The following is an 11,818-nucleotide window of genomic DNA, read 5'->3' as shown; positions in this document are numbered from 1 at the left end:
CCTTCCTGACGTGAGGAGGATGCGAGAGGGTGACCCGAAGGAAATGAAATACCCCCATAGGTATGCAGAGTAGTGAGAACCGGCTGCGCAGGGCGCAGGGGCAGATCTCCGGAGTGATCAAGATGATCGAGGAGGGCCGGGACTGCGAGGGCGTGGTCACCCAGCTCGCCGCGGCTTCCCGTGCCCTGGACCGGGCCGGCTTCGCGATCATCGCGACGGGACTGCAGCAGTGCCTGACCGACCCGGAGCGCAACCGGGGCGAGGGTGAGACGACGGAGCAGATGAAGGCCCGGCTGGAGAAGCTGTTCCTGTCGCTGGCGTGACCCACTCCAGTCGACGTCGACGGTCGTGCCCGCCCGTGCCGCCAAAAGGGGAGGGGCTCGGCGCGGTGACCGGGGAACGCGACGAGCGCGGCGACCACGGGAAAGCCCCCGTGCCCTCGTGCCACCGCACCGCACCGCACCGCGCCCGAGCGACCGTGGGTCATGCTGCCGCCCCCACCGAGCGCACCCGGCGCCAGTGGAATCCGGCTCCATTTACCCCCCGGGGGTATTTTCCCGTGCGGGAACGATGCCGTTACTGATCAGTCACGCGTAGGGTCGAAGGGACGTACACCGGGCGACAGAAGGGGTCAGGCCATGGCGCAGGAGGTACGCGGAGTGATCGCACCCGGCAAGGACGAGCCGGTGCGGGTGGAGACGATCGTGGTGCCGGATCCGGGACCCGGCGAGGCCGTCGTACAGGTGCAGGCCTGCGGGGTCTGTCACACCGACCTGCACTACAAGCAGGGCGGGATCAACGACGACTTCCCGTTCCTGCTCGGCCATGAGGCGGCCGGTGTCGTGGAGTCCGTCGGCGAGGGGGTGACCGATGTCGCGCCCGGCGACTTCGTGATCCTCAACTGGCGTGCCGTGTGCGGCAATTGCCGGGCCTGTCTGCGCGGGCGGCCCTGGTACTGCTTCAACACCCACAACGCCGAGCAGAAGATGACCCTGACCGACGGCACCGAGCTCTCGCCCGCCCTGGGCATCGGCGCCTTCGCCGAGAAGACCCTGGTCGCCGCCGGACAGTGCACCAAGGTCGACCCGTCGGTCTCTGCCGCGGTCGCCGGGCTGCTGGGCTGTGGCGTGATGGCCGGTATCGGCGCCGCGATCAACACCGGGCAGGTCGGCCGGGGCGACACCGTCGCCGTCATCGGCTGCGGTGGCGTCGGCGACGCGGCCGTCGCCGGCTCGAACCTCGCGGGCGCCGCGAAGATCATCGCCGTGGACATCGACGACCGCAAGCTGGAGAAGGCCCGCACGATGGGCGCCACCCACACCGTCAACTCGCGCGAGAACGACCCCGTCGAGGCGATCCGCGAACTGACCGGCGGCTTCGGCGCCGACGTCGTTATCGAGGCGGTCGGCCGCCCCGAGACGTACCAGCAGGCCTTCTACGCCCGTGACCTCGCCGGCACGGTCGTGCTCGTCGGCGTGCCCACCCCCGAGATGAAGCTGGAGCTGCCGCTCCTCGACGTCTTCGGGCGCGGTGGCTCGCTCAAGTCGTCCTGGTACGGCGACTGCCTGCCCTCCCGCGACTTCCCCATGCTGATCGACCTGCATCTGCAAGGCCGCCTGGACCTGGAGGCGTTCGTGACCGAGACCATCCAACTCGACGAGGTGGAGAAGGCGTTCGAGCGCATGCACCACGGCGACGTCCTGCGTTCGGTGGTGGTGCTCTGATGGCCGCCCGCATAGAACGCCTCGTCACCTCCGGGCAGTTCAGCCTCGACGGCGGCACCTGGGACGTCGACAACAATGTGTGGATCGTCGGCGACGACCACGAGGTGATCGTCATCGACGCCGCCCACGACGCCGACGCCATCGTCGAGGCCGTCGGCGACCGCAGGCTGACCGCGATCGTCTGCACCCACGCCCACAACGACCACATCGACGCCGCGCCCGCCCTCGCGGACCGCACCGGCGCCACGATCTGGCTGCACCCCGACGACCTGCCGCTGTGGAAGCAGACCCACCCCGACCGCGACCCCGACGCCCACCTGCGCGACGGCCAGGTCATCGAGGCCGCGGGCGCAGACCTCCGGGTGCTGCACACCCCCGGCCACGCCCCGGGCGCGGTCTGCCTCTACGACCCGGGCCTCGCCACCGTCTTCACCGGCGACACCCTCTTCCAGGGCGGCCCCGGCGCCACCGGCCGCTCCTGGTCCCACTTCCCGACGATCATCGACTCGATCCGCGACCGCCTGCTGGCCCTGCCGCCCGAGACGAAGGTCCTCACCGGCCACGGAGACCCCACCACCATCGGCGCCGAGGCCCCGCACCTGCAGGAGTGGATCGCCCGCGGCCACTGAAGCGGGCAGGCGAGTGACGCCGTACAAAACACGACAGAGGTTGTCCGACTTCCCCGTCATGCTCGAAGCGAGAAAGCGCAAAGACGCAAAAGACGCAGAGGCGCCGAAGCGCAGAGGCGCCACGGGCACAACGGGAGGTCGGACATGTCACAGCCGCTGGCAGGCAAGGTCGCGCTGGTCGCCGGGGCGACACGCGGGGCCGGACGCGGAATCGCCGTGGAACTCGGCGCGGCGGGCACCACCGTGTACGTCACCGGACGCAGCACCCGGGCCCGCCGCTCCGAGTACGACCGCCCCGAGACCGTCGAGGACACCGCCGACCTCGTCACCGCGGCCGGCGGCCAGGGCATCGCCGTACCCACCGACCACCTGGAGCCCGAGCAGGTCCGCGTCCTCGTCGACCGCATCGCCGACGAGCAGGACCACCTCGACATCCTCGTCAACGACATCTGGGGCGGCGAGAAGCTTTTCGCGTGGGAGAGCCCCCTGTGGGAGCACGACCTCGACAACGGCCTCAGGCTGCTCAGGCTCGCGATCGAGACCCACGCGATCACCAGCCACCACGCCCTGCCCCTGCTGCTGCGCCGCCCCGGCGGCCTGGTCGTCGAGATGACCGACGGAACCGACGCCTACAACCGCGAGAACTACCGTGTCTCCTTCTTCTACGACCTCGCCAAGTCGTCGGTCCTGCGCATGGCGTTCGCCCTCGGCCACGAACTCGGCCCGCGCGGCGCCACCGCGGTCGCCCTCACCCCGGGCTGGCTGCGCTCCGAGATGATGCTCGATAACTTCGGGGTGCGCGAGGAGAACTGGCGTGACGCCCTCGACCGGGTGCCCCACTTCGCCATCTCGGAGACCCCGCGCTACGTCGGCCGGGCCGTGGCCGCCCTGGCCGCCGACCCCGACGTGGCCCGCTGGAACGGCGAGTCCCTCGACAGCGGCTCGCTCGCGCGGACGTACGGCTTCACCGACCTCGACGGCAGCCGCCCGGACGCCTGGCGCTACCTGGTCGAGGTCCAGGACGCGGACAAGCCGGCGGACGTCACCGGCTACCGCTGATCCGGGGTGCGCTGCACAGGCATGGGCAGTGGCCAGCGCGCCGAGTGCCCCGGCGGCAGCGCGAGATCCTCCCGTACGGCCGCGTAGTAGGCCTCCCGGCCGGCCCGCCGGCGTTCGAGCAGCGCCTGCCAGCCGGCCGGGTCGAGTGTTCCGGACCGCAGGAACTGCTCCATCTCCATCGACAGCGGATGCGGTGCGGGTCGTTGCCGAGAGACGCGGCGATGCGGTACGTGAGCGTCACCGAGGTCTTCAACGCGCGTGCGTAGTCGGCGTACACCTTCAGTCGGCGTACACCTTCAGTCGGCGTACACCTTCAGTCGTCGCTCCTCCCACCGAGCCGCCTGCTCACGGTAACCGCCCTGTTGATCACCGAGGGACTACCTTCGCCTGATGACTCACACACAGCGCTTCGAAGGACACGGCGTTCTCGTCACCGGCGCCGGGGCCGCCCGCGGTATCGGCGCGGCCACGGCGCGCCGCCTCGCCGAGGAAGGCGCCGGGGTCCTGCTCACCGACCGGGACGGGCCGGTGGTGGAGAGGACGGCGGCACACCTACGCGAACAGGGCCTCAACGCACGGGCGTTGGCGTGCGACGTGGCGGACCGCACATCCGTCGAAACGGCCGTAGCCCACGCCGTCGAGGCGTTCGGCTCGCTCGACGTCCTGGTCAACTGCGCCGCCCGGTGCACCCCGGAGACCCCGCTCTTCGAGGACGACTCCGACGAGGAATGGGCGCGTGACCTCGACATCACCCTGGGTGGACCGTACCGCTGCTCGCGCGCCGCGCTCCCGCACCTGGTCGCCTCGGGGCGCGGCGCGATCGTCAGCATCGGTTCCGTCAACGGCCTCCAGGACTTCGGCAACCACGCCTACAGCGCGGCGAAGGCCGGTCTCGGCTCCCTGACCCGCACCCTCGCCGGCCACGCGGCCGCGCGCGGGGTCCGCGTCAACCTGGTAGTCCCGGGTACGGTCCGCACCTCGGCCTGGGAAGGACGCGAGGCCGACCTCACCGAGATGCAGCGGCTGTACCCCCTCGGCCGGGTCGGCGAACCCGAGGACATCGCCGCCGCCGTCGCCTTCCTCGCCTCCCGCGACGCGGCCTGGATCACCGGCACCACGCTGGTCGTCGACGGAGGCCTGACTGCGGTCAACACCGGGTTCCACGCGGCGATCCATCCCGGCAGGGGCGCTGCGCGGTAGCTGTCGAAGCACCGACGCCGGGGTTCTCCGAGGCGAGATGGAGGAAGTCGCCCCCGGCCGAAGCCGACAGCGCCTTGGCGACCGGAGGGCGGCCTGCCGGACAGCACGTCGACCGGATCCAGCGCGGACGCCCCCTCCCGGGCGACGGACACCCCGATCCGTTCACTCATCCACGCGGGGGCGACTGCCCTGCGGCACCGCACCCGGCAGCCACCCCGCACGCCCAAGAATTGTCACCGTTTCGTCGCAGCCCACCCCGTAGTACAACGAAGACGTGCGGACACCTGTCTACATGGCAGAGATCAGAACCGTACTGAGGAGACAGGGCCATGGGGGACATACGCAGACGGGGTGCCGTCGTACTCGGGATCACCGGACTCGTCGCACCGCTGACGATCGCGCTGGGCGCCGGCCCCGCGCAGGCGGCGAGCTGCACCACGCAGGCGGGGCCGTACCAGAAGCAGGTGGAGAAGTTCCTCGGCCGCCCGGTCGACGGCAGGCAGTCCACCGCCGACTGCAAGGCGATCAAGGCCTTCCAGACCAAGCACGGCATCACGCCGAACATCGGCTACGCGGGCTCCGTCACCTGGGGCGTGATGGACCTCATGAACAAGCAGAAGGCCGTCGGCGACGACCCGAACAAGGCCGGCAAGTGCCCGGAGAACAAGGGCCGCATCGCCTGCGTGAACCTCACCCTCCAGCTGAGCTGGATCCAGGACGGCGACAAGCTCGTCTACGGCCCCGTCCCGGTCCGTACCGGCCGTAACGGCTACGAGACCCGCACCGGCCTGAAGAAGATCTACTGGCGCGACATCGACCACGTCTCGTCGATCTACAACGTACCCATGCCGTACAGCCAGTTCTTCGACGGCGGCCAGGCCTTCCACTCGGTCAACCTCAGCATGTGGAATCCGCCCGGTTCCCACGGCTGCACCAACATGACCCCCAAGGACGCCAAGAAGTACTGGTCGCTCCTGAAGAAGGGCGACGACGTCTTCGTGTACGGCCGCAAGCCGGGCACCTGAGACACCAGGCGCCCGGCGCGAGGACACGGTCATGCGTCGGGCGCGTCCCCGAAGTCCGGGATCTCCAGCCTCGCCCCACCCTGTCGCGCGGAGTCGTGCGCGACGATGCCCGGCAGGGTGTAGCGGGCCGCCACCCAGGCGTTCACGGACGGCAGGGTGCGGGTATTGACCGCGGTCACGAAGTCGTCCACCAGGAAGTGGTGGCTGCCCTCGTGGCCGTTGTGCAGGTTGTCGAACTCCCGCGGCAGCCGCGCCCGGTCGTGCACCGGTGCCGAGCCCGAGGTGAAGGCGGCCCGGAGTTCCGGCGCGATGTGTTGAAGTGACGGATCGTCAGGAGACATGGTGGGCTTGGGCTCAAGGAACTCGCTGATGTCGTTCAGCCCTTTCTTGTCCTGCCACAGGGCGACGGTCGCGAGCTGTTCCATGCTCGCCTCCGTCCCGAAGAACCGGAAACGCGACTCCCGGATGTGGGACGGGTAGCCGACCCGCCGGAACTCGTTCGTACGGAACGACCCGCCGCCCGCCACCTCGAACAGCGCGGTCGCGTTGGAGAAGTCGTTGCCGAACTGGCTGACCTCCTTGTCGAACACCCCGTCCCCGCGGTCGTCCACCACACCGATCGCCGACACGCTCACCGCGTGTGTCTGCCAGGCACCGAGCACCCCGCCCACCGAGTGCGTGGGGTAGAGCAGCGGGGGATAGCTGGCGGTCTCCTTCCACTTCTCGCCGCCGCTGTACTGGTACGCCTCGTAGAACCCGAGGTCCATGTCGTGGACGTAGTCGCCCTCGGCGTAGAAGAGCCGCCCGAAGGCGCCCTCGGCGATCTGGTTGCGGGCGTGCACGGTCGCGGGGTTGTACTGGCTGGTCTCGCCCATCATGTACGTCAGCCCGGTCGCCCGGACCGCGTCGACGATGGCCGCTATCTCCTCGGTGGTGATGGCCATGGGAACCGCGGAGTACACGTGCTTGCCGGCGCCGAGACCCTGGAGGACCAGGGGGCCGTGTGTCCAGCGCTGGGTGAAGATCGCGACCGCGTCGACCTCCTTCGACTCCAGCATGGCCTCGTACGTGGGAAAGGTGCCGGCGAGTCCCTGTGCTTCGGCGAGCTGCTCGGCCCGCTCGGGCAGCAGATCGGTGACGTACACGTCGCCGACGCCGGGGTGGGCCTGGAACAGCGTGGCGAACTGGCCGGAGAACTGGCCGGCGCCGACGATGCCGAGGGAGAACGTCATGAAGTGCGTGCCCTTCAGTGGATGAGAGATCACTGCGAGAGGATCAGGTTGATCTGGTCGTTGGTCTGGTCGAGACCCGTCACGGACGCGCCGTTGCCGAAGATGTCCTGCATGGCGGGATGCATCAACGCGAACACGTCCGCCGCGTAGTTGGTGATCGGGTAGGAGAAGGTCGTGAAGTCCTTCTTGTCGGCGACCGGCTTTGTGAAGGCCGTGACGTCGATGCCCTTCTTCTTGTACGCGGCCACCGCGGCGGCGGTGCCGTCAGGGGTGGCCGGGAAGACGATGCCGTAACCGCCCACCGTCTTCTGGCACTCGTTCGACGACAGGTACCTCACCCATTTCCGGGCGCCCTCCTTGTTGCGGGCGTTCTTGGTGATGGAGTCGGCGAGACCGTTCATCATGGTGGCGCGCTTGCCGGTGGGGCCCTCGGGTGTGACGGCCGTGCGCATGTCGAGGCCCTTGAACCCGGCGTACGTCGAGATCATCCAGGCCCCGTCGAAAGCGGTCGCGGCCTTGCCGGACGCGATCTGGGTGTTGGCCTGGTTGGACTGCGAGTTGTAGTCGGTGAAGGGCACCATGTAGCCCTTCTTCGCCAGTCCGAAGTACCACTCGACCACCGACTGGAAGGTCTTGCTGTCGTACTGGTACTTCGTGCCCCAGCGCTTCTCGTCGGTGTAGCTCCAGCCCGCGGAGGCGGCGAAGTTGCTCCACTGGGTCTGGCCGTCACCGTCCCCGCCGCCGTTGGTGGCCAGGCCGTACACCTTGACGTTGTTCTTGTCGAAGCCGGGCTCGTCGCCCCGCTTGCCGTTCTTGTCGACGGTGAGATGGGCGATGGCCTTCTCGAAGGTGCCGCCGTCCTTGGGGTTCCACGACAGGTCGTTCAGCTGGGCCGCCGTGAGCCCGGCCGCGTCGGTCAGCTTCTTGTTGTAGAACAGGGCCACGGTGTCCCAGTCCTTCGGGGCGCCGTAGCGGTGGCCGTCCTGGCCCATCCAGTTGGCCGCGAGACCCGGCTGGTACGCGGAATCGTCGACACCCAGGTCGTCCAGAGGTTCGAGGACCTTCAGGTCGGCGAACTGCCCGAACTTCTGGATGTGGTCGGTGAACACGTCCGGCTCGGTGCCCGCGATGAAGCTCGCGGTGAGCTTCGTCCAGTAGTCGTCCCAGCCCAACTGGGTGATCTTGACGTGCAGTCCGGGGTTCCGCTTCTCGAAGTCCTTGGCGCAGGCCTGGTAGGCGGGCTGCTGGTTGGAGTCCCACAGCCAGTACGTCACCGTGTTCGAGGAGGACCCGGCGGAGCCGCTCTTGGCACACCCCGTCAGACACAGGGCCAGAGCGCCGGCCAGCGCGGTCAGCGTACGAAGTCGCATCACGAGTCCCTCACTTGATCCCGGTGAAGCTGATGGTGGACACGATGCGGCGGGCGAAGAACCCGAACAGCGCCAGCATCGGCAGCGCGGCGATGAGCGTCGCCGCCATGAGGCCCGACCAGTCGACGCCGGTCGCCGGGGTCTGCGCCCGGAAGATGGCCAGGGCGACGGTCAGCACGCGTGAGCTGTCGCTGTAGGACACCATCAGCGGCCAGAAGTAGTCGTTCCAGGAGGTGATGTACGTCAGCACGGCCAGCGTGAGGATCGGCGTGGACGCCATCGGCAGCAGCACCCGGAAGAAGATCCGCACTTTCCCGGCCCCGTCGAGCAGGGCCGCCTCCTCGACCTCCCGGGGCACGTTCATGAAGAACTGCCTGAGGAAGAACACCGCGAACGGCGTCATGAACATAGTCGGCAGCGCGATGCCCAACAGGTTGTCGATCAGGCCGAGTTCCTTGATGAGTACGAAGTTCGGCAGCAGCGTGAAGATGGTCGGCACCATCAACCCGGCGAGGAACAGCGCGAACACCTTGTCGCGCCCGCGCCAGCGCAGCCTCGCGAAGGCGTACGCGGCCATCGCGGAGAAGAAGATCTGACAGGTCGTCACGAGCGTCGAGACGATCACCGAGTTGAGCAGGTAGCGCCAGAACTTCAGCCCGCCGCCCGCGCCGCCCTGCGCGATGGCGTCCTTGGTGGACTCCAGGCCCAGGGCGCGGGCGAACCCGGTGCCGGTCAGGCCCACCGGAAGCGGGTCGGAGGCGTGGGCCGCGAGGCCCGAGTTGGTGGACAGCGCGGTGCGCAGGATCCAGTAGAACGGCAGCAGGGTGACCAGCACGATGAGGCCCATCGCGGTCCAGGCGAGAGCCCGGCCCGGGGAGAACCTGCGTGCGGCCGGGCGTGGCTGCGGAGTCGTCGTGGCGACGGTGGCCATGGGGTTTCTCCTTCCGGGTCAGCCGAGATCGGTCTGGCCGGCCCGGGTGAGCCGGTACTGCAGGACGGTGATGGCGCTCAGCACGACCAGCAGCGCGACGGACATCGCGGACGCGTAGCCGAACTGGAAGCGACCGAAGGCCGATTGGTAGATGTAGAACTGGAGCACGTTGGTGGCGTTCGCCGGACCGCCCGCGGTCGTCACGGCGACCGTGTCGAACACCTGGAACGAACCGATCACCGTCATGATCAGGACGACCGCCAGGACCGGCCGCAGCAGTGGCATGGTGATCCGCCAGAACATCCGCCACTCGCCGGCGCCGTCCACCTTGGCCGCCTCGTACATGTCGTTCGGGATGGCCATGAGCCCCGCGAACAGCAGGAGCGCGGTATAGCCGACGTGCCGCCACACGTTGACCAGCGCGATCGTGGGGATCGCCCACGTCTCGTCCGCGAGGAAAGGGATGCGGTCGAAGCCGAGCCCGGCGATGATCTCGTTGCCGATGCCCAGCTGGTTGTCGAGGATCCACAACCAGACCAGACCCGCGACGACGTTCGACATCAGATACGGCGTGAGCACGATCCCGCGCAGTACCGCGGACTGCGTCAGGCGTTGCAGCAGCACGGCGACGGCGAGGGCCGACACCGTCTGGACACCGATGTTGATCACCACGTACTCGACGGTGACCTGCAGCGAGTCCCAGAAGATCGGGTCCTGGAACATTCGCTCGTAGTTGGCGAGCCCCACCCACTCCGCCGGAGTCAGCAGGTTGAAGCGGGTGAAGCTCAGATAGATGCCCCGCAGCGTCGGCCAGAGCAGGAACACCACGAAACCCACCAGGGCCGGTGCGATGAACACCGCGGCGAGCCGCCCGTCGCCCCTGCTGTGAGCGCCCGCGCCCCGGTCGGTCCTCGGTTTGGTCCGTGCCCCCTCGGCGCCGCCCACGGGCAGACGCGACGGAGGGCTGCTTGAGGCGATGGTCATCGGGAGACTCCCTCGTCTGCGGCGGCTCATCCTCGGCCACTTACTTTTGTGGCGAAAGAATCCATGCGTCAAGAGGTGCGCAAACATCTTTTCGGAGCGGCCACGATGGCCGTAATGTGGTCATGTTGTTTTTATGGTGAAAGAAATCATGTGGGAGTCTGACCTTCATGACCGCAGTTGCCGCCAGCTGGCTACCCCTGAGCACCGGCGAACGCTCGGTGGCGATCGAGGTGCTCGTCCACGGCCCGCTGTCGCGCACCGAGATCGCCCGCCGCCTCGACCTCTCCGCGGGCAGCCTCACCCGGCTGACCAAACCCCTCATCGAGTCGGGCCTGCTGATCGAGGTCCCCGAGGCGGGCGCGCAGACCGAGATCCGTCAGGGCCGCCCCTCGCAACCGCTCGACGTCGTCGCCGAGTCCCGGTCCTTCGTCGGGTTCAAGATCACCGAGGACATGGTCTACGGCGTCGTCACCACTCTCCGCAGCGAGATCGCCGCCCGCCACGACCGGTCCCTCACCAGCCACGAACCCGCCGAGGTCGCCGACCTGCTCGCCGAGATGACGGCCGAACTGGCCCAGTCGTACCCGCGGCTCGCCGGCATCGGCATCGGAGTGGGCGGACTGGTCCAGGAGCGGGCCGTGGTCGGCGAGTCCCCGTTCCTGCACTGGCGGGACGTCCCCCTGGGCGAACTCGTCGAGGAACGCACCGGATTGCCGGTGGTCGTCGAGAACGACGTCTCCGCCCTCGTCGAGGCCGAGACCTGGTTCGGCGCCGGGCGCGGGCTCGACCGCTTCGTCGTCCTCACCATCGGCGCAGGTATCGGCTACGGCCTCGTCCTGGGCGGCCGGCGCGTCCCGTACGCCGAGGAGGACCGGGGCTTCGGGCGCCACTGGATCATCGACCCCAACGGACCGCTCACCCCCGACGGCACCCGCGGCAGCGCCGTCTCCCTGCTCACCATCCCCAACATCCGCTACCAGGTGCGGGCCGCCACCGGCCGCGACCACACCTACGAGGAGATCCTCGCCCTGGCCGCCGCGGGCGAGCCCATGCCGGCCCGCGTCATCGAGGAGGCCGGGCGCGCACTCGGCGTCCTGGTCGCCCAGATCGCCAACTTCGCGATGCCGCAGAAGATCCTGCTCGCCGGCGAGGGCGTCGGCCTCATGGACGTGGCGGGCGAGACCGTCGAGGACACGATCCGCGCCCACCGCCACCCCCTGGCCGCCCCGATCGACCTGGAGACCAAGGTGTCCGACTTCCACGACTGGGCCCGCGGAGCAGCGGTGCTGGCGATCCAGGTGCTGGTCCTGGGTGTGGCCGAGGTGTGAACAGGGCCCCACGCCTTGACAGATGGACGTGATCAGTAACACGGTCCGATATGCCCGCTTCTGCCGTGATTACTCACGTCGCCTTCACTTCCGGAGTCCTATGCTTCACACCATGTCCACCACTGTTGAACCCGTTACCGATCGATCGGCCGACGAGGTCAACGAGGAGATCCGGGCCCTGTGGCGCCGGGCGGGCGGGACACTGAGCGGCGAGCAGCGCGAGGAGTACCAGCGGCTCGTCCTGGAGTGGGCCGCCGCCGCTCCGCAGCCGGTCCCGGCGGCCTGACAGCCCCGCCCGGCGGGAATCACCGGGCCTTTCCAGGGCACCCCTGACGG

General features: G+C 68.8%; 12 protein-coding genes and 1 pseudogene. 8 read left to right on the top strand and 5 right to left on the bottom strand.

The features are described 5' to 3' along the window. The first annotated feature begins 62 nt into the window (after positions 1 to 62). From AB0D34_RS22050 to AB0D34_RS22035, 4 genes are all read left to right on the top strand, one after another. Positions 63 to 323 carry a metal-sensitive transcriptional regulator gene (locus AB0D34_RS22050; protein ID WP_362663850.1) on the top strand — a complete coding sequence of 87 codons (261 nt, stop codon included), beginning with the start codon at positions 63 to 65 and terminating at the stop codon, positions 321 to 323. Positions 324 to 638: 315 nt separating this feature from the next. Continuing rightward, positions 639 to 1,724: an S-(hydroxymethyl)mycothiol dehydrogenase gene (locus AB0D34_RS22045; protein WP_362663848.1), complete on the top strand. Its 1,086-nt coding sequence runs from the start codon at positions 639 to 641 to the stop codon at positions 1,722 to 1,724. Next, a complete protein-coding gene (locus AB0D34_RS22040; RefSeq protein WP_362663846.1) occupies positions 1,724 to 2,353 on the top strand; it encodes an MBL fold metallo-hydrolase in 630 nt (209 codons plus the stop codon). The genes AB0D34_RS22045 and AB0D34_RS22040 overlap by 1 nt, the downstream gene beginning before the upstream one ends. 144 nt (positions 2,354 to 2,497) lie before the next feature. Further along, on the top strand, positions 2,498 to 3,412 hold the full coding sequence (locus AB0D34_RS22035) for an SDR family oxidoreductase (RefSeq protein WP_362663844.1): 915 nt from the start codon (positions 2,498 to 2,500) through the stop codon (positions 3,410 to 3,412). Here the strand turns inward: AB0D34_RS22035 and AB0D34_RS22030 are convergent. Beyond that, a pseudogene (locus AB0D34_RS22030) lies at positions 3,403 to 3,701 on the bottom strand (hypothetical protein); the annotation flags it as partial. The gene AB0D34_RS22035 and the pseudogene AB0D34_RS22030 overlap by 10 nt on opposite strands. A 101-nt stretch (positions 3,702 to 3,802) precedes the next feature. Here AB0D34_RS22030 and AB0D34_RS22025 point away from each other — a divergent pair. Both AB0D34_RS22025 and AB0D34_RS22020 read left to right on the top strand, forming a co-directional pair. Then, positions 3,803 to 4,612, top strand: a complete 810-nt coding sequence (locus AB0D34_RS22025) for an SDR family NAD(P)-dependent oxidoreductase (protein WP_362663842.1) — start codon at positions 3,803 to 3,805, stop codon at positions 4,610 to 4,612. A gap of 329 nt (positions 4,613 to 4,941) precedes the next feature. Continuing rightward, positions 4,942 to 5,637 carry a L,D-transpeptidase family protein gene (locus tag AB0D34_RS22020; RefSeq protein WP_362663840.1) on the top strand — a complete coding sequence of 232 codons (696 nt, stop codon included), beginning with the start codon at positions 4,942 to 4,944 and terminating at the stop codon, positions 5,635 to 5,637. Positions 5,638 to 5,666: 29 nt separating this feature from the next. Here AB0D34_RS22020 and AB0D34_RS22015 read toward each other — a convergent pair whose 3' ends face one another. Genes AB0D34_RS22015 through AB0D34_RS22000 form a run of 4 tightly spaced genes read right to left on the bottom strand, consistent with a single transcriptional unit; the run spans position 5,667 to position 10,154 of the window. Next, positions 5,667 to 6,869, bottom strand: a complete 1,203-nt coding sequence (locus AB0D34_RS22015) for a Gfo/Idh/MocA family oxidoreductase (RefSeq protein ID WP_362664154.1) — start codon at positions 6,867 to 6,869, stop codon at positions 5,667 to 5,669. Between the two features lie 29 nt (positions 6,870 to 6,898). After that, positions 6,899 to 8,239: a sugar ABC transporter substrate-binding protein gene (locus AB0D34_RS22010; protein ID WP_362663838.1), complete on the bottom strand. Its 1,341-nt coding sequence runs from the start codon at positions 8,237 to 8,239 to the stop codon at positions 6,899 to 6,901. 10 nt (positions 8,240 to 8,249) lie between these two features. Next, on the bottom strand, positions 8,250 to 9,170 hold the full coding sequence (locus AB0D34_RS22005) for a carbohydrate ABC transporter permease (RefSeq protein ID WP_362663836.1): 921 nt from the start codon (positions 9,168 to 9,170) through the stop codon (positions 8,250 to 8,252). 18 nt (positions 9,171 to 9,188) lie between these two features. After that, entirely contained in the window at positions 9,189 to 10,154 is a 966-nt protein-coding gene (locus AB0D34_RS22000; protein ID WP_362663834.1) for a sugar ABC transporter permease, read from the bottom strand. A gap of 167 nt (positions 10,155 to 10,321) precedes the next feature. On the opposite strand from AB0D34_RS22000, the gene AB0D34_RS21995 reads away from it, so the two are divergent. Both AB0D34_RS21995 and AB0D34_RS21990 read left to right on the top strand, forming a co-directional pair. After that, positions 10,322 to 11,482 (top strand): ROK family transcriptional regulator, encoded by a 1,161-nt coding sequence (locus AB0D34_RS21995; protein ID WP_362663832.1) that lies wholly within the window; start codon positions 10,322 to 10,324, stop codon positions 11,480 to 11,482. Positions 11,483 to 11,582: 100 nt separating this feature from the next. Further along, positions 11,583 to 11,768, top strand: coding sequence for a hypothetical protein (locus tag AB0D34_RS21990; RefSeq protein WP_020134742.1), 186 nt, complete (start codon positions 11,583 to 11,585; stop codon positions 11,766 to 11,768). Positions 11,769 to 11,818: the final 50 nt, after the last annotated feature.

The sequence above is a fragment of the Streptomyces sp. NPDC048420 genome, assembly GCF_040651535.1.
Classification (GTDB): Bacteria; Actinomycetota; Actinomycetes; order Streptomycetales; family Streptomycetaceae; genus Streptomyces.
Note: the sequence above shows the minus strand (reverse complement) of the source record. Positions and strands in the feature narration are given on the sequence as shown.